Origin of the sequence: Streptomyces sp. A2-16 (genome assembly GCF_018128905.1) — a bacterium.
Classification (GTDB): domain Bacteria; phylum Actinomycetota; class Actinomycetes; order Streptomycetales; family Streptomycetaceae; genus Streptomyces.
The window spans coordinates 7,221,868-7,238,461 of record NZ_CP063808.1 but is presented as its reverse complement, the minus strand read 5'-3'; the positions used below and the strand labels follow the sequence as shown (position 1 = coordinate 7,238,461).

Annotated in this window: 14 protein-coding genes and 2 pseudogenes; 13 read left to right on the top strand and 3 right to left on the bottom strand. The window is 71.8% G+C overall.

Annotated features, from left to right (window positions below; genetic code table 11):
* Positions 1-66: 66 nt before the first annotated feature.
* Both IOD14_RS32555 and IOD14_RS32550 read right to left on the bottom strand, forming a co-directional pair.
* Positions 67-834: a DeoR/GlpR family DNA-binding transcription regulator gene (locus IOD14_RS32555; protein WP_123988384.1), complete on the bottom strand. Its 768-nt coding sequence runs from the start codon at positions 832-834 to the stop codon at positions 67-69.
* Positions 835-1,139: 305 nt separating this feature from the next.
* The gene (locus IOD14_RS32550; RefSeq protein ID WP_212672222.1) at positions 1,140-1,949 is read right to left on the bottom strand and encodes an NAD(P)-dependent oxidoreductase; all 810 of its coding nucleotides are present in this window, start codon (positions 1,947-1,949) and stop codon (positions 1,140-1,142) included.
* Between the two features lie 154 nt (positions 1,950-2,103).
* On the opposite strand from IOD14_RS32550, the gene IOD14_RS32545 reads away from it, so the two are divergent.
* A complete protein-coding gene (locus tag IOD14_RS32545; protein WP_212672221.1) occupies positions 2,104-3,048 on the top strand; it encodes a 5-dehydro-4-deoxyglucarate dehydratase in 945 nt (314 codons plus the stop codon).
* Positions 3,045-4,205, top strand: coding sequence for a hypothetical protein (locus IOD14_RS32540; protein WP_123988381.1), 1,161 nt, complete (start codon positions 3,045-3,047; stop codon positions 4,203-4,205). Before IOD14_RS32545 ends, IOD14_RS32540 begins: the two co-directional genes overlap by 4 nt.
* On the opposite strand, the gene IOD14_RS32535 is transcribed toward IOD14_RS32540, so the two are convergent.
* Positions 4,142-5,461 carry an MFS transporter gene (locus IOD14_RS32535; protein ID WP_212672220.1) on the bottom strand — a complete coding sequence of 440 codons (1,320 nt, stop codon included), beginning with the start codon at positions 5,459-5,461 and terminating at the stop codon, positions 4,142-4,144. The two genes, IOD14_RS32540 and IOD14_RS32535, sit on opposite strands and share 64 nt — an antisense overlap.
* Positions 5,462-5,601: 140 nt before the next feature.
* Between IOD14_RS32535 and IOD14_RS32530 the strand changes: the two genes are divergently transcribed.
* The 11 genes and pseudogenes from IOD14_RS32530 to IOD14_RS32480 all read left to right on the top strand — a co-directional run bounded on the left by IOD14_RS32530 (position 5,602) and on the right by IOD14_RS32480 (position 16,589).
* The gene (locus tag IOD14_RS32530; protein ID WP_123988379.1) at positions 5,602-6,186 is read left to right on the top strand and encodes a TIGR03086 family metal-binding protein; all 585 of its coding nucleotides are present in this window, start codon (positions 5,602-5,604) and stop codon (positions 6,184-6,186) included.
* A 74-nt stretch (positions 6,187-6,260) separates the two neighbouring features.
* Positions 6,261-7,053, top strand: a pseudogene (locus IOD14_RS32525) (MBL fold metallo-hydrolase).
* Between the two features lie 158 nt (positions 7,054-7,211).
* A complete protein-coding gene (locus IOD14_RS32520; protein WP_031044780.1) occupies positions 7,212-7,868 on the top strand; it encodes a GntR family transcriptional regulator in 657 nt (218 codons plus the stop codon).
* A complete protein-coding gene (locus IOD14_RS32515) occupies positions 7,865-8,776 on the top strand; it encodes a dihydrodipicolinate synthase family protein (RefSeq protein ID WP_123988378.1) in 912 nt (303 codons plus the stop codon). The genes IOD14_RS32520 and IOD14_RS32515 overlap by 4 nt, the downstream gene beginning before the upstream one ends.
* Complete coding sequence (araD, locus tag IOD14_RS32510; RefSeq protein ID WP_212672219.1) at positions 8,773-10,509, top strand: L-arabinonate dehydratase; 1,737 nt, start codon at positions 8,773-8,775, stop codon at positions 10,507-10,509. The genes IOD14_RS32515 and araD overlap by 4 nt, the downstream gene beginning before the upstream one ends.
* A gap of 178 nt (positions 10,510-10,687) precedes the next feature.
* Positions 10,688-11,623, top strand: coding sequence for a sugar ABC transporter permease (locus IOD14_RS32505; protein ID WP_123988376.1), 936 nt, complete (start codon positions 10,688-10,690; stop codon positions 11,621-11,623).
* On the top strand, positions 11,620-12,516 hold the full coding sequence (locus IOD14_RS32500; RefSeq protein WP_123988375.1) for a carbohydrate ABC transporter permease: 897 nt from the start codon (positions 11,620-11,622) through the stop codon (positions 12,514-12,516). Before IOD14_RS32505 ends, IOD14_RS32500 begins: the two co-directional genes overlap by 4 nt.
* 269 nt (positions 12,517-12,785) lie before the next feature.
* Positions 12,786-13,073 (top strand): annotated as a pseudogene (locus IOD14_RS32495) (pectate lyase); the annotation flags it as partial.
* Positions 13,070-14,224 carry a Gfo/Idh/MocA family oxidoreductase gene (locus IOD14_RS32490; protein ID WP_123988374.1) on the top strand — a complete coding sequence of 385 codons (1,155 nt, stop codon included), beginning with the start codon at positions 13,070-13,072 and terminating at the stop codon, positions 14,222-14,224. The pseudogene IOD14_RS32495 and the gene IOD14_RS32490, both read left to right, overlap by 4 nt.
* A complete protein-coding gene (locus tag IOD14_RS32485; protein ID WP_123988373.1) occupies positions 14,221-15,066 on the top strand; it encodes a PmoA family protein in 846 nt (281 codons plus the stop codon). The genes IOD14_RS32490 and IOD14_RS32485 overlap by 4 nt, the downstream gene beginning before the upstream one ends.
* Positions 15,063-16,589 carry a glycoside hydrolase 43 family protein gene (locus tag IOD14_RS32480; RefSeq protein WP_249126116.1) on the top strand — a complete coding sequence of 509 codons (1,527 nt, stop codon included), beginning with the start codon at positions 15,063-15,065 and terminating at the stop codon, positions 16,587-16,589. Before IOD14_RS32485 ends, IOD14_RS32480 begins: the two co-directional genes overlap by 4 nt.
* The last annotated feature ends 5 nt before the right edge of the window (positions 16,590-16,594 follow it).

Here is a 16,594-nt window from a genome sequence, read left to right as displayed (position 1 = left end):
TGAACATATGGGGAGATAAGGGGTGCGTCCGGGCATGGGCGTGCCCCAGGGGGGTGCGTTCGGTTGTCAGACCCGGATGACCTGCGGTCCGAGCAGGGAGTACCGATGGGCCTCCGCCGAAGGCAGCAGCGTGCTCGTCACGATCGCCTCCAGCGCGTTGATGTCCGCGAACCGGCAGAAGCTGACCGCTCCGAACTTGGTGTGCACACCGGCGAAGACCGTGCGGCGGGCGGCCCGGATCGCCTGCGCCTTGACCTCGCTGACCGCGGGGTCGGGGGTGGTGAGGCCGTGTTGGCGGGAGATGCCGTTGGCGCCGATGTAGGCGAGGTCGAGCACGAAGCCGGCCAGCATTTTGGTCGTCCAGTGGTCGACGGTCGCCAGGGTGCCGGGGCGGACCCGTCCGCCGAGGAGCAGGACGGAGGTGTTCTCGGCCTCGGCGAGGGCGCCGGCGACCGGCAGGGACGCGGTGACCACGGTGAGCGGCCGGTCCCGGGGCAGGGCCTCGGCGATGAGCTGCGGGGTGAAGCCCTCGTCGACGAAGACCGTCTCGGCGTCCCCGAGGAGCTCGGCCGCGGCGGCCGCGACCCTGCGCTTCTCGGGCACGTGGCTGGTGGCGCGGAAGGCGAGGGTCGTCTCGAATCCGGCGCTCTCCACGGGGTAGGCGCCGCCGTGCGTACGGCGGACCAGGCCGTGGTCCTCCAGTGCGCGGAGGTCTCGGCGCACGGTTTCCTTCGCCACGCCGAGCTGGGCGGCGAGGGTGTTGACGTCGACGGCGCCGGTGGTGCGGGCGGTCCGTACGATTTCCCGCTGGCGTTCTTCCGCGGTACTGGTCATTCGGTCACCCGCCTTCCGGTCGTGCTGCCCGTTCGGGCCGTCTGCAGGAAGTTGTACAGCGGGTGGGCGGCGGTGACCAGGTCTGTTGCGGGAAGGATCCTGTCCGTGTGTGCCCGTTCGGGCGGGGCGGGCCCAAGAGCTCGGGTTGTGCGGCCGTGTGGCGGGTGCGGGTTTGTTGTGGCTGGTCGCGCAGTTCCCCGCGCCCCTGGTTGTGCGCTGTCGCGCCACAACCAATGACCCGCCACCATGCCCGAACACGCCTGCGGGCGGGCCCGTTCGGTGCCCGCCCGCGCTCTGCCGGTGTCTCAGTACGGCCAGATCGGCGGGTCCGTCACGAACTGGCCGCCCAGGTAGGCGTGGCCCTCGTTGCCGTCCTGGAGCTCGCCCTGTTCGGCGATGAGCTTCTCGGCGTAGGGCTCGGAGTCGTCCTGCGGGTCGTAGCCGAGCGCCCGCGCGGTGGTGAGGTCCCACCACAGGCGGGTGTTGGCGGAGGAGCCGTAGACCACGGTGTGGCCGACCTCCTGTGCGGTCAGGGCCGCGTGGAAGAGGCGGGCGCCGTCGGCCGGGCTCATCCACAGCGAGAGCATGCGCACGCTGGTCGGCTCGGGGAAGCAGGAGCCGATGCGGACGGAGACGGTCTCCAGGCCGTGCTTGTCCCAGTAGAACTGCGCGAGGTCCTCGCCGAAGGCCTTGGACAGACCGTAGAAGGTGTCCGGGCGGCGCGGTGTGTCGATCGGGATCAGCGGGTCCTGGCCCTGGGGGCGCGGGGTGTAGCCGACCGCGTGGTTGGAGGAGGCGAACACGATCCGGGAGACGCCCTCCGCGTGCGCGGCCTCGTACAGGTTGTAGGTGCCCTCGATGTTCGCCTTGAGGATCTTCTCGAAGGGGGCTTCCAGGGAGATGCCCGCGAGGTGGATGATCGCGTCGACGCCGCGCACGGCCTCGCGCACCGCGTCCTTGTCGGCGAGGTCCGCGACGACCGCGTCCGGCTCGCCCTCGACGGGGCGCAGGTCGAGCAGGCGCAGCTCGTAGCCGTACGCGGGCAGGAGGTCCCGCATCAGGGTGCCTAGGCCGCCGGCGGCGCCGGTGAGCAGGACGGTGCGGGGAGCGGGCATCCTCAGGTCTCCTCGAGTGGCCTTATGCGTGCACGGTATTCACATTCGTGGACAAGCTAGGGATCGTGTCTTGAGCTCGTCAAGGGTAGCGTGGTGTGTGTTCATAAATGTAAACTCTGATCAGTATTCTGCATGCCATTTCTAGGGAGAGCCTGTGACGTCGTCCGCCGCCCTCGCCCATCGACTCGGCATCCCCAGCGGGCCGCTGTTCTTCCCCGTCACCGCCTACGGCCCGGACGGATCCGTCGACCTCGATGTGTATCGCGCCCACATACGCCAAGGCGTCGACTCGGGCGCCGCGGCCGTGTTCGCCTGCTGCGGCACCGGGGAGTTCCACGCGCTCACGCCCGAGGAGTTCGAGGCCTGCGTCCGGGCGGCCGTCGAGGAGACGGCGGGGCGGGTGCCGGTGGTGGCCGGCGCCGGATACGGCACCGCGCTCGCCGCACGGTACGCGCGACTGGCCGAGGCCGCCGGGGCCGACGGACTGCTCGCCATGCCGCCGTACCTCGTCGTCGCCGGGCAGGAGGGGCTGCTGCGGCACTACCAGGAGGTGGCCGCGGCGACCGCGCTCCCGGTGATCGTCTACCAGCGCGACAACGCCGTCTTCACCCCCGAGACCGTCGTCGAACTGGCCCGCACCGAGGGGATCATCGGCCTCAAGGACGGCCTCGGCGACCTCGACCTGATGCAGCGGATCGTCAGCGCGGTGCGCACCGAGGCGCCCGGCGACTTCCTCTACTTCAACGGACTGCCGACCGCCGAGCAGACCCAGCTGGCCTACCGCGCCATCGGTGTGCCCCTGTACTCCTCGGCCGTCTTCTGCTTCGCCCCCGAGATCGCCCTCGCCTTTCACCGCGCGCTCACCGACGGCGACCGGGCCACGGCCGACCGTCTGCTCGACGGCTTCTACCGTCCCTTCGTCGAACTGCGCGCGCGTGGCCGCGGGTACGCGGTCTCCCTGGTGAAGGCAGGGGTCCGGATGCGGGGCCTCGACGTGGGCGAGGTGCGCCCGCCGCTGCACGAGCCGGGCGAGGATCATGTGAAACAGCTCGCGGAGATCATCGAGCGCGGCTACGCGCTCCTGGGGGAGGCACAGTGAAGGCGGCGACGTTCGTCTACCCCTGGGACGTCAACGGAGACCCGGAGGCCGCGGCCCGCATCGCGGGACTCGGCGTGCGGCAGGCGACCCTCGCCTCCGCCTACCACTCCACGCGCGCCCTGACCCCCCGCCATCCGCGCCACCGCATCGTCACCGCCGAGCACGCGGCCGTGCTGTATCCGACGGACGCTCGCTGGGAAGGGCGCGCGCTGCGCCCCTACGCGGCCGGCGACTGGGCGCCCGGCGACGCCTTCGGGGAGGCGGCCGCGCAGCTCTCCGCGGCGGGCCTCGACGTGCACACCTGGGTCGTCCTCGCCCACAACTCCCGCCTGGGCGCCGAGCATCCGGACACCTCCGTCGTCAACGCCTACGGCGACCGCTACCCGTGGGCCCCCTGCATCGCACAGCCCGGCACGCGCGCGTACCTCGTCGACCTCGCCGTCGAGGCGGCGCTGCGCCCGGGCGCGGCCGGCACCGAACTGGAGTCCCTCGGCTGGTACGGCCTCCAGCACCTGCACGCCCACGACAAGACCGGCGGGGTGCCCCTCGGCGACGCCGGGATGTACCTCATGGCGCTCTGCTTCTGCGGGACCTGCCGCGAGGGGTACGGCGAGCAGGGGCTGGACGCCGACGCGCTCGCCGCCGCGGTACGGGCGGCCCTGGAGCCGCTGTGGCGGGGCGCGCCGGACGACGGGGACTGGGCCGGGGTCGAGAAGCTGCTCGGCGCCGACACGGCCGCGGCCACGCGCGCGTGGCGCGACGAGACCGCCCGCACGCTCCAGGAGACGGCCGTCCGCGCGGTCCGCGCGGCCGCGCCCGAGGGCTTCCAGATCCTGCTGCACGCCGACCCCGTGACGTACCACGTCGGTGCCAACCCGGGTGTCGACCCCGAGCACATCCTGTCCGTCGCGGACGGCGTCGTCGTGCCCTGCGCGGGCGGGCCGGAGCTGCTCACGCCCTTCGCCCGGGCCCGCGAGGACGCGGTCGTGGCCGCCAACTTCCCCGTCGTCTCGCAGATGGACGGCAGCCCCGGCACCCTCGCCGCGGACGTGGCCCGCGCGCGGCAGGCAGGGGCGAGCGAAGTACGGCTCTATCACGCCGGGTTGGCGTCGGACGGCGACCTGGACGCGGTCCGCGAGGTGCTCGCCGGCCTCTGAAACAGCGGGACCGACACGGCGAGCCAGGCCACGCCGAGGACGGCCGACAGCGGCCGCTGGTCGACCAGTTCGACCAGGGCCGCGCCCGCCGCGAGACCGAGCGCGTTCGGGGCGTACACCAGCGTCTGGGCCGTCGCGACGGCACGGCCCAGCAGCGCGTCCGGGGTCTCGCGCTGCACGGCGGTGAGCGCGGAGATCAGCACACAGGGGAGCCCCGCGCCGATGGCCGCGCTGCACGCCAGGGCCAGCGGGTCGGACGGGACCGCCCGAAGCCCGGCGGCCACCGCGGTCACCGCGATGCCGTACGCGGCGTACCTGCGCTCGCCCAGCCGCCGCAGGGTGGGCCCGGAGAGCAGCCCCACCGCGATCGAACCGGCGCCCTGGACGGCGTACAGCGCACCGGCGTACGCGGGGGAGCGGCCGAGTCCGTCGATCACGGCGTACAGCAGCGCGCCGTTGAGCCCCGCGAACAGCATGGTGGCGCCGCCGGCCAGGACCAGCGGGCGCAGGCGCGGGTGCGTCCACAGGTGCCGGGTTCCGGCGGCCAGGGAGGTGCGCCCGGACGGGCTCGGACGGCTGTCGGCGGGGGAGGAGGCGGACGCGGACGGCTGCGGTTCCGTCCCGGCGGCCGGTGCGCGGCCGGGCGTTCCCGACGCCGTCGCCGCGAGGAGGCCCGGTCGGCTCTCGCGGACCCGCAGGCCGGCGTAGAGCCCCGCGGCCAGTACGAACGTGAGCGCGTCCAGCAGTGCCACGCCCGGACCGCCGTAGAGCCCGTACAGCCCCGCTCCCGCCAGGGGGGCCACCAGCTTCATGCCCTCGGTGACGGCCATCCGCAGACCGTTGAAGTCGCCGAGCAGGGGCGGCGGGACGGCGCCGGCGACCAGGGCCGACTCCGCCGCGTCATGGACCACGCCCACCGTGCCGTACACGAGAAGGACCACAAGGAGGAGCCACACGCGGCCGGGGGTGTCGACGGCGACGAGGGCCGGGAGGAGGGCCGCGAGCAGGAGGCTGCCGCCGATCAGCAGGGGTTTGCGGCGGACTCGGTCGGCCAGTGCCCCGAGCAGGGGGCCCGCCAGGGTCGGTGCCCACATCGCGAGCATGCACAGCGCGGCCAGGCCGTCCGAGCCGGTGAGGTCCTTGACCCAGACGCCGGACACGAGCCACAGGGCCGAGGTGCCGAAACCGGAGACGACCACCCCGGTGAGAAAGAGCCTGCCGTTGCGATCGCGCAGGACCGCCGATGTCTTCGTCATGCCTGGACATCGTGGGTCTAAGGCCCCGGGCGTGGGATGGGGCAGGTGCCCTAGATACCGGGCGATGAGTTCTCGCGGCGGGGACGGTCTACCCCTGACGACACCGGCAACCGTTGCCCGGACACCGTGAGGAGCACCGAATGACCGTCCCGCCCCTGGACCTCGGACCGCAGACACGCGTCATCGCCCTGCTGGCCGAGGGCGTCACCGATGACCAGCTGGCGCACCCGACACCCTGCCCGGAGCTCGCGGTGCGCCACATGCTCGGCCATCTGCTCGGCCTCTCCGCCGCCTTCCGCGACGCCGCCCGCAAGGACCTCGGCGCCACCACCGACACCCCGCCGACCGACTCCGTCCCGGACATCGGTCCCGGCTGGCGCGAGGAGCTCCCCAAGGTCCTCGACGAACTCGCCGAGGCCTGGCGCGACCCGGCCGCCTGGACCGGTATGACCCGCGCGGGCGGTGTCGACCTGCCCGGAGAGGTCGCCGCCGCCGTGGCCGTCGACGAACTGGTCGTCCACGGCTGGGACCTGGCCCGGGCCACCGGACAGCCCTACGACCCGGACCCCGCCGCGCTCCAGGTGTCGTACGACTTCCTCCGCGCCTCGGCCGACGACCCGAGCCGGGACGCCATCTTCGGCCCCGTCGTCCCGGTGCCCGAGGACGCGCCGCTGCTGGACCGGGCGGTCGGGCTCAGCGGGCGCAACCCGGCCTGGACGCCGTAGACGCCGGTACGAGCGTGCCGTAGAGGAACGGAAACCGGCGGCGGGCGGCAGGCCGGGACCGTACGCTCCCCACCATGCCGCCCCTCGGTCTCACCGTCCTCGGTACCGCCTCCCCGCACCCCGCGCCGGGCCGCCCCTGCTCCGGCTATCTGCTGCGCGGCGGGGGCGCCGAGGTGTGGGTGGACGCCGGGCCCGGCACCTTCGCGGAGTTGCAGCGGCACACGGACCCCTCCCGGCTGACGGCGATCTGGATCTCCCCTCTGCACGCCGACCTCCCCCAGTCTCGGCTTCGCTCGACCGGGCGGTGCCCCCATCGCCGATCTGCTCGCCGCCGTGTACGCCTTCGCGTACGGCGGACTCACCCCGCCCGCCCCGATCCCGGTGTACGCGCCGCCGGGCTGCGCCCATCGGCTCGCCGGGTTCTTCGGGCGCTCCGACGTGCGCTTCCTCGACGGCATCCTCGACTTCCATCCCCTGTACGACGGCCATGCCGTGCGGCACTGGAACCTCCGGCTCGCCTCCCGGGCCGTGGCGCACGACGTCGAGGCGTACGGGCTGCGCGCCGAGTGCGCAGGACGCGTGTTCGCGTACTCCGGGGACAGCGGGCCCTGCGCGGCCCTCGTCGAACTCGCCTCGGAATCGGACGTGTTCCTGTGCGAGGCGGACATCGACCGTCATCGCGGGGGCGATCAGGTCCATCTGACTCCCGAGGACGCCGGCGACATCGCCCGCAAGGCCGGGGTGCGCGAACTGCTCGTCACCCACGTCGGACCCACGCTCACCAGGGAAGCGGCCACCACCCGCGCGGCCGTCGCGTTCGCCGGGCGCACCAGTACGGCCTTCGAGGGCGCCATCCGGCTCGTCTGACGCGTCTTCACCGCAACTTCAACTTCCTTTGCCGGAAGCATTGACGAAACAACACCGTCCTCCTACCTTCAACCCGTCGTACTTCGTACGTCATATATGAGACGCGATACGCGAGATCAGATACGCAAGATCCGATACGCGAGATCCGAGAGGCGCGCATGACCTCTGTGCCCACGCCGATCCCCTCCCGCACGCAGTACGTGCTGGAGGAGATCAAACGCCGCATCCTCACCGGGCGCCTGACGCCTGGTCAGGCCCTGGTGGAGACCGAACTCGCCGCACAGTTCGGGGTGTCCAAGACCCCGGTGCGCGAGGCGCTCAAGACCCTGGCCGGGACCGGGCTCGTCGTGATGAGCCAGTACAAGGGCGTCACGGTGCGCATGGTGGACGCGGACATGGCGCGCGAGGTCTACGACGTCCGCCTGCTCCTCGAACCCGAGGCGCTGAAGCGGGCGGTACGGCGAGGGGCCTCCCTCGACGCCGCCCGCGACGCCCTGACCAAGGCCGACGACGCCACCGACACCGCCGAACGCTCCCTCGCCAACCGGGAGTTCCACCGCGCGCTCTACCTGCCCTGCGGCAACCCGCTGCTCGGCCGGATGCTTGACGAGGTCCGCGACCAGGCCGCTCTGGTCTCCGCGGTCGCCTGGGCCGCCTCGCCCTCCTGGGACCGGGAGGCCGGCGAGCACCGGGAGATCCTGCGGCTCGCCCTGGACGGCGACGCGGACGGCGCCGCCCGCGCCCTGCACGCCCACATCGCGTCCTTCGTCGAACGAGCGTTCCCCGGAGTGCTGGACCAGGAAGGTCAGGAATGAGCAGCGAGGCCCATCTGACCCAGCGGGCCGCCCTGGCCGACGTGGTCGCGATCCCGGTGACCCCGTTCGCCGAGGACGGCACCGTCGACCAGGACACCCATCGGGCCCTGCTGCGCCGGCTGCTCGACGGGGGCATCACCACCCTCACCCCCAACGGGAACACCGGCGAGTTCTACGCCCTCAGCCCCGAGGAGCGCCGCCTCGTCACGGAGCTGACGGTCGAGGAGGCCGGGGACCGGGCGGACATCCTCGTCGGCGTCGGGCACGACGTCCCCACCGCCGTCGCCTCCGCCCGGCACGCCCGGGAGCTCGGCGCGGGCATGGTCATGGTCCACCAGCCCGTCCATCCCTATGTCTCGCAGCACGGCTGGGTCGACTACCACCGCGCGATCGCCTCGGCCGTCCCGGAGCTCGGGGTCGTCCCGTACATCCGCAACGCCCAGCTCACCGGCGAGCGCCTCGCCGAACTCGCCGACGCCTGCCCGAACGTGATCGGGGTGAAGTACGCCGTCCCGGACGCGGCCCGGTTCGCCGCCTTCGCGCGGGACGCGGGACTCGAACGCTTCGTGTGGGTCGCCGGGCTCGCCGAGCCGTACGCGCCCTCCTACTTCTCCGCGGGCGCCACCGGCTTCACCTCCGGGCTGGTGAACGTCGCCCCGGCCGTCTCGCTGAACATGATCGAAGCGCTTCGATCCGGTGACTACGCGGCCGCCATGAAGGTCTGGGAGCAGATCCGCCGCTTCGAGGAACTCCGCGCGGCGAACGGCTCCGCCGACAACGTCACCGTCGTCAAGGAGGCCCTCGCCTCGCTCGGCCTGTGCCGTCGCGAGGTCCGCCCGCCCAGCCGCGAGCTGCCCGAGTCCCAGCGCTCCGAGGTCGCCGCCATAGCCGCCGGGTGGTCGATATGACGGACAGGGAGCGCATGAGGCCGGAGGAACTGCGCAGCCACCAGTGGTACGGCACCGAGGGCCAGTTGCGGACCTGGTCGCACAACGCCCGCATGCGCCAGCTCGGTTACGAGGACGAGGAGTACCGGGGCCGCGCGGTGATCGCCGTCCTCAACACGTGGTCCGACATCAACCCCTGCCACGTCCATCTGCGCGAGCGCGCCGAAGCCGTCAAGCGCGGGGTGTGGCAGGCCGGCGGCTTCCCGCTCGAATTCCCGGTCGCCACGCTCTCGGAGACGTACCAGAAGCCCACCCCGATGCTCTACCGCAATCTGCTCGCGATGGAGACCGAGGAACTGCTGCGGTCGTATCCGATCGACGCGGCGGTGCTGCTTGGCGGCTGCGACAAGTCGACGCCGGCGCTGCTCATGGGCGCGGCCTCGGCCGATGTCGCCTCGATCTTCGTGCCCGCGGGGCCGATGCTGCCGGGGCACTGGCGGGGCGAGACCCTCGGGTCCGGCACCGACATGTGGAAGTACTGGGACGAGCATCGCGCGGGCAATCTGACGGACTGTGAACTGCGGGAGCTCCAGGGCGGTTTGGCGCGTTCACCGGGCCACTGCATGACCATGGGGACCGCGTCCACGATGACCGCCGCGGCGGAAACTCTTGGCATGACCCTGCCGGGTGCGTCCTCGATCCCGGCCGTCGACTCCGCGCACGAGCGGATGGCCGCTGCCTCCGGCCGACGTGCCGTGGAGCTCGCCTGGACCGGGCTCAGGCCGTCCGAGATCCTCACCCGCGAGGCCTTCGAGGACGCCGTCACCGCGGTGCTCGGGCTGGGGGGTTCCACCAACGCGGTCATCCACCTGATCGCGATGGCGGGGCGCTGCGGGGTCGCGCTCACCCTGGACGACTTCGACCGCATCGCCCGCACGGTCCCGGTGCTGGCGAACGTCCGGCCCGGCGGACAGACCTACCTGATGGAGGACTTCTACTTCGCCGGCGGTCTGCCCGCCTTCCTCTCCCGGATCACCGACCTGCTCCATCCGGACCGGCCGACGGTGAACGGCACCCTGGGCGCGCAGGTGGAGGGTGCGGTCGTCCACGACGACGACGTCATCCGCACCCGCGAGAACCCGGTCGCGAGCGAGGGCGGGGTCGCCGTCCTGCGCGGCAACCTCTGCCCGGACGGCGCCGTCATCAAGCACATCTCCGCCGAGCCGCACCTGCTCAAGCACACCGGGCCCGCGGTCGTCTTCGACGACTACCGGACCATGCAACGCACCATCAACGACCCGGAGCTGAACATCACCGCGGACAGTGTGCTGGTGCTGCGCAACTCCGGTCCCAAGGGCGGCCCCGGCATGCCCGAGTACGGCATGCTCCCCATCCCCGACCACCTGCTCAAGCAGGGCGTGCGGGACATGGTCCGCATCTCCGACGCCCGGATGAGCGGCACGAGTTACGGCGCGTGTGCGCTGCACATCGCGCCCGAGTCGTACGTCGGCGGCCCGCTGGCCCTCGTACGGACGGGGGACAGCATCACCCTCGACGTCGAGGCACGCTCCCTCCAACTCAACGTGGACGACGAGGAGTTGGAGCGCCGACGCACGGAGTGGACGCCACCGCCCACCCGATACGAGCGCGGCTACGGCGCCCTGTACAACGACCAGATCACCCAGGCGAACACCGGCTGCGACTTCGAGTTCCTGGCGAGGTCGGGCAAGGTCCCGGATCCCTACGCAGGCTGACCTGTCCCACCCAGGGGCGCGGGGAACTGCGCGAGCACCCACGACGACCCGCACCCGCCACACCACAGCAAGAGGCACCCGCACCGCGCACCGGGGCCGACCTCCGCACATCGAGAAAGCGCTTCCTGCGCCACGAAAGCAAGCCGCACCGAGCCGTACCGAGAACGGAGACCCTGTCATGGCCCAAGCCGCAGCCGTGGCGAAACCGCCCGCGCCACCCCGGCGGCGCCGTGCCTCCGCCACACCGCGCAGACTGCCGTACCTGCTGATCGCGCCGGCGGCCCTGCTGATGCTGGGCTTCATCGCCTACCCGGTCATCAGCGTCTTCTACTACAGCCTCCAGAACTACAACCCCACCAAGCCGTGGCGGAACGGGTACGCGGGCTTCGACAACTTCGTCCACATCTTCACCGAGGACCCGCAGTTCTGGGACACGCTGACCTTCAGCGCCAAGTGGGTCCTCGTCGAGGTCGGACTCCAGCTGCTGTTCGGACTGGCGCTCGCACTGATCGTCAACCAGACCTTCGTGGGCCGGGCGATGGGCCGCGCGCTCGTCTTCTCCCCGTGGGCCGTCTCCGGAGTGCTGACCTCCGCGATCTGGGTGCTGCTCTACAACTCCCAGACCGGCATCACCCGTTACCTCGCCGACATGGGCATCGGCTCCTACGGCACCAGCTGGCTGTCGGACACTTCCACCGTCTTCTCGGCGGCGGTCGTCGCCGACCTGTGGCGCGGTGTCCCCTTCTTCGCGATCCTCATCCTCGCCGACCTCCAGTCCGTCTCGAAGGACCTGTACGAGGCCGCCGAGGTCGACGGGGCCAGCCGCTTCAAGCAGTTCTGGCACATCACGCTGCCCCATCTGAAGGACGCGATCATCCTGTCCACGCTGCTGCGGGCGGTGTGGGAGTTCAACAACGTCGACCTGCTCTACACCCTGACCGGCGGCGGCCCCGCGGGGGAGACGACCACCCTCCCGCTCTACATCGCCAACACCAGCGTCGACGCCCACAACTTCGGCTACGCGTCGGCCCTGACCACGGTCGCGTTCGTGATCCTGCTCTTCTGCTCGATGGTGTACCTGCGCCTGAGCAAGTTCGGAGGCGGTTCCAAGTGATCACCAAGGAGGCCACGGAGGTCGCACCTGCGCCCGTGCGCGAGACACCCGAACCGCCGCGCTCGGTCAAGCAGCGCCGTTCCTGGGACGAGGTCCCGCGCTGGCAGATCTACACACCGCTGTCGATCTACCTCGTCTTCACGCTCATCCCCTTCTACTGGATCCTCCTCTTCGCGCTGCGCCCGGCCGGCTCGACCTCGCTCGTGCCCTGGCCGATCACCTTCGACCACTTCGAGAAGGTGTGGACGGAGCGGTCATTCGGCACGTACTTCGAGAACAGCGTGTACGTCGGTCTCGCCACGCTGGTGATGACGACCCTGGTCGCGCTGGCCGGCGGCTACGCCCTCGCCCGGTTCGACTTCAAGGTCAAGAACGCGTTCATGCTGGCCCTGCTGTGCTCCCAGTTCGTGCCGGGCGCGCTGCTGCTGGTGCCGCTCTTCGAGATCTTCGCCGAGCTGAAGATGATCAACTCGCTGGGCAGTGTCATCATCGCCGAGACGGTCTTCCAGTTGCCGCTGTCGATGATCCTGATCAGCAACTTCATCAAGAACGTGCCGTACTCCCTGGAGGAGGCGGCCTGGGTCGACGGCTGCAACAGGATGACGTCCTTCAGGATCGTCGTGCTGCCCCTTCTGCGGCCCGGTCTGATCGCCGTCGGCTCCTTCGCCTTCGTGCACTCCTGGAACCACTTCCTGTTCGCCCTGATGTTCCTCAACAACCAGGACAAGCAGACGATCCCGGTCGGCCTCAACACCCTGATGAGCGCGGACAGCGTCGACCTCGGCGCGCTGGCCGCCGGCGGCATCATCGCCGCGGTGCCCGTGGTGATCGTGTTCGCCTTCATCCAGAAGTGGCTCATCACGGGCTTCAGCGCGGGGGCGGTGAAGGGATGAGACTCCGTCGGATCGCGGTGGCCGGCGTGGTGCTGGGCCTCGTGGGTGTCCTCGTCCGGGCCGAGGGGCGGGCCATGGGCCGCGTGCTCCTGCGGAGGAACGACGCGGGGACGTCCGGGACGCCCGGCGACCCGACCGACCGGACCGGCACCGAGACGACGGCGCGACGGGCCGCGACCCCACGGGAACGGCTCGCCTCCGGGTCGGGCACCGGTGATCGGACCGATCCGGTCCCGGGTCCGGGCGAGGGGGTGCGGGGGCAGTCGGTCGTGGCTTCGCGCGTGGGTGCCGAGAACAAGGCCTTCCACACCCCCGGCCACATCGAGGCCGCCGACCTGGTCAAGAGCTGGAACGGCTCCGCGCTGCACCAGACCGGCACCCTCTTCAACGGCTGTCCGGTGGACCTGCTCGCCGTCCACAACGCCTACAACTCCGGCAGTGGGCGCGATCTCACGGCGGACGTCGGCCGGCCGCCTACCCTGCACACAAAGATCGACAGCGCCGAGACGGCCGACCGACAGGTGGCGCGCGGCGCGGGCGCAGGGAGGATCCCATGAGCACCGTAGACATCGTCCTGGCGGGTGCGCGCGGCCACGGCCGCTGGCACCTGGAGAACATCCGCCGGCTTCAGGACAAGGGGATCGTACGACTGGCGGGGATCTGCGAACTGACCCCGCTGACCGCGGACGAGCTCCCCGAAGGACTGGGCACCCCGGCGCAGTCCGCCGACTTCGGCGCGCTCCTCGACTCGACGGGCGCGACGATCGCGGTGATCTGCACCCCGATCCCGACCCACACGGACCTGGCGCTCGCGGCGGCCGGGCGGGGCGTGCACATCCTGCTGGAGAAGCCCCCCGCCCCCTCCTACGCCGAGTTCCGCCGCATGGCCGACGGCGTCGCCGCGGCCGGTGTCGCCTGCCAGATCGGCTTCCAGTCGCTGGGCTCGCACGCCGTGCCCGCGATCCGCGAACTGGTCGAGGAGGGCGCGATCGGCGAGGTGACCGGGATCGGCGGAGCCGGTGCCTGGGCGCGCGCACAGACGTACTACCGGCGTGCGCCCTGGGCGGGCAAGCGGCGGATGAACGGCGTCGACGTGATCGACGGCGTGCTGACCAACCCGCTCGCGCACGCGGTCGCCACCGCGCTCGCCCTGAACGGCACGACCCGCGCCGAGGACGTCACCCGCATCGAGACCGAGCTGCAGCGCGCCAACGACATCGAGTCCGACGACACCTCCTGCGTCCGCGTCACCACCGCGAACGGCCTCCCGGTCACCGTCGCCGCGACCCTGTGCGCCGAGGACCCCGACGAGCCGTACGTGGTCGTGCACGGCAGCCGCGGCCGGATCACCTACTGGTACAAGCAGGACCGCGTGCTGCTCCAGCGGGCCGGGCACGGCCCCGAGGAGTACGAGTACGGCCGCACCGACCTGCTGGAGAACCTGGTCGACCACGTCACCGACGGCGACGAGCTGCTGGTCGTCCCCGAGGTGACCGGCGCCTTCATGAAGGTCGTCGAGGCGATCCGGCTGGCCCCCGACCCGACCCCCCTCCCGGCCACGGCCTGGCACCTGCTCCCCGACGAGGACCGCCGTGTCGTCCCCGGCATCGACGGACTCGTCGCGGCCGCCGCCGACAGCCTCGCCCTCTACTCCGAGCTGGGCGCCGACTGGGCCCGACCACACGACGCGAACGAGGTGAGCACATGACGACCCCCGATTCCCCGGTCCTGCGTGTCGCGGGCCGCCCGGTCGGCCGCTACGTCACCCGGCCCGAGCTGCCCGCCCGGCTCTCCCCGCGCCCCTATCTGCACCCCGTCACCACCCTGGCCGGCACGGCGGTCACCGAACTCGGCCCCGCCGACCACCTCCACCACCTCGGCGTCGGTGTCGCCGTTCCCGACGTCGAGGGGCACAACTTCTGGGGCGGGCGCACCTACGTCCGCGACCAGGGCCCGACCGAGCTCGACAACCACGGCGCCCAGCGCCACAACTCCTTCCAGCTCCTCGACCCCGACGGCTTCGTGGAGGAGCTGCGCTGGGTCGCCTCGGGAACCGAGCTGCTGCGCGAGCGGCGTACCGTAGCGGCCGCCGAACTGACCGCCACCGCCTGGGCGTTGGACTTCACCTTCTCCTTCACCAACGTCACCCAGGGCCCCCTGTCCATCGGCAGCCCGGCCACCAACGGCCGCCCGGGCGCGGCTTACGGCGGCTTCTTCTGGCGGGCCCGGAAGGAGGCCGCGGCACCCGAGGTGTTCACCGTCGACCGCGAGGGCGAGTCGGCGATCCACGGCACCCGCGCCGACTGGGTCGCCCTGACCGGCGCCACCTGGACACTCGTCTTCGCCGGGGCCACCGACCGGACCCGCAAGGACCCCTGGTTCGTGCGGGCCGGCGAGTACCCGGGCGTGGGCTCGTCGCTGGCGTCCGAGGAGCGGCTGCCGATCCCGCCCGGCGAGACCGTCGTACGGCGGATCGTCACCGTCGTGGCCGACGGGCGCCTGCCCGGGCCGGAAGCGGCGGCCCTGGTACGCAAGGCGGTCAGCCAGTGACACACCCGAACCCGGCGCCGCCGGTGACGTACACGAACCCGGTCCTGAACGCCGACTGGTCCGACCCCGACGTCGTCCGCGTGGGCGACGACTTCTACCTCACCGCCTCCAGCTTCGGCCGCGTCCCGGGCCTGCCGCTGCTGCACTCCCGCGACCTCGTCAACTGGACCCTGGTCGGCCACGCCCTCGAACGCCTGGAACCTGCGGGGGAGTTCACCAGGCCACGGCACGACTGCGGGGTCTGGGCGCCTTCGCTGCGCTACCACGACGAACGGTTCTGGATCTTCTGGGGCGACCCCGACCAGGGAATCTTCCAGATCAACGCCCCCGGTGTCAGGGGACCTTGGACCCGCCCGCACCTCCTCAAGTCGGGCAAGGGCCTGATCGACCCCTGCCCGCTGTGGGACGAGGAGAGCGGCGAGGCCTACCTCGTGCACGCCTGGGCCAGGTCACGCTCCGGCGTCAAGAACCGTCTCACCGGCCATCGGATGGACGTCGACGGCCTCGAACTCCTCGACGAGGGCAAGCTGATCGTCGACGGCGACCGGATCCCGGGCTGGTTCACCCTCGAAGGCCCCAAGCTGTACAAGCACGACGGCTGGTTCTGGATCCTCGCCCCGGCCGGGGGAGTGGAGACCGGCTGGCAGGGCGCCTTCCGCTCGCGCGGGTTCTTCGGGCCCTATGAGGAGAAGGTCGTCCTGGAGCAGAAGGACACCGACGTCAACGGGCCGCACCAGGGCGGCTGGGTGCGCACCCCGTCCGGCCAGGACTGGTTCCTGCACTTCCAGCAGAAGGGCGCCTACGGCAGGGTCGTCCACCTCCAGCCGATGCGCTGGGGCGAGGACGGCTGGCCGGTGCTCGGCGACGAGGGCGCCCCCGTCGCCGTACACGCAAGGCCCGACCTTCCGCCGCAGCCGGACGCGGCGCCCGCCACCGGCGACGACTTCCCCGGCGGACGCTTCGGCCGCCAGTGGCAGTGGACCGCCAACCCGCAGCCCGGCTGGGCCACACACCACTCGGGCGACGGACTGCGGCTGACCTGCGTCCGCTCCGCCGACGCGCACGACCTGCGCAGACTGCCGAACATCCTCACCCAGCGGCTGCCCGGCACGCCCTCGGCCGTCGAGGTGCAACTGCGCCTGCACAGTGAGGAACCGGGCGCACGGGCCGGACTCGCCGTCCTCGGGGACGCCTTCGGCTGGATCGGGCTCCAGCGCGGGGCCGACGGGAGCGTCCAGCTCGTGCACCGGTTCGCCGAGGGCGTCGCCGAGCAGGAGCGGGACGCCGACCGTCCCCGCATGGCCCCCGACGGGCGTGCGCGGCTGCGGATCGAGATCGGCGCGGGGGCGCGGTGCCGCTTCCGGTACGACATCGGCGAGGGCCTCCGCCCCTCGGGCCCGGTCTTCGCCGCCACCCCCTGGCGCTGGGTCGGAGCCCTGCTCGGACTGTTCGCCCTCGCCCCCCTCGGAGGCGGACACGCCGGGGCGGCAACCTTCTCGCAGTTCAGGATCGACCACCTGTAACGCAC

Coding starts and splice junctions, on each gene's coding strand:
- IOD14_RS32520 (WP_031044780.1), top strand. CDS start 7,212: ATGACCTCTGTGCCCACGCCGATCCCCTCCCGCACGCAGTACGTGCTG.
- IOD14_RS32530 (WP_123988379.1), top strand. CDS start 5,602: ATGACCGTCCCGCCCCTGGACCTCGGACCGCAGACACGCGTCATCGCC.
- araD (WP_212672219.1), top strand. CDS start 8,773: ATGACGGACAGGGAGCGCATGAGGCCGGAGGAACTGCGCAGCCACCAG.
- IOD14_RS32485 (WP_123988373.1), top strand. CDS start 14,221: ATGACGACCCCCGATTCCCCGGTCCTGCGTGTCGCGGGCCGCCCGGTC.
- IOD14_RS32505 (WP_123988376.1), top strand. CDS start 10,688: ATGGCCCAAGCCGCAGCCGTGGCGAAACCGCCCGCGCCACCCCGGCGG.
- IOD14_RS32535 (WP_212672220.1), bottom strand. CDS start 5,461: ATGACGAAGACATCGGCGGTCCTGCGCGATCGCAACGGCAGGCTCTTT.
- IOD14_RS32515 (WP_123988378.1), top strand. CDS start 7,865: ATGAGCAGCGAGGCCCATCTGACCCAGCGGGCCGCCCTGGCCGACGTG.
- IOD14_RS32490 (WP_123988374.1), top strand. CDS start 13,070: ATGAGCACCGTAGACATCGTCCTGGCGGGTGCGCGCGGCCACGGCCGC.
- IOD14_RS32555 (WP_123988384.1), bottom strand. CDS start 834: ATGACCAGTACCGCGGAAGAACGCCAGCGGGAAATCGTACGGACCGCC.
- IOD14_RS32550 (WP_212672222.1), bottom strand. CDS start 1,949: ATGCCCGCTCCCCGCACCGTCCTGCTCACCGGCGCCGCCGGCGGCCTA.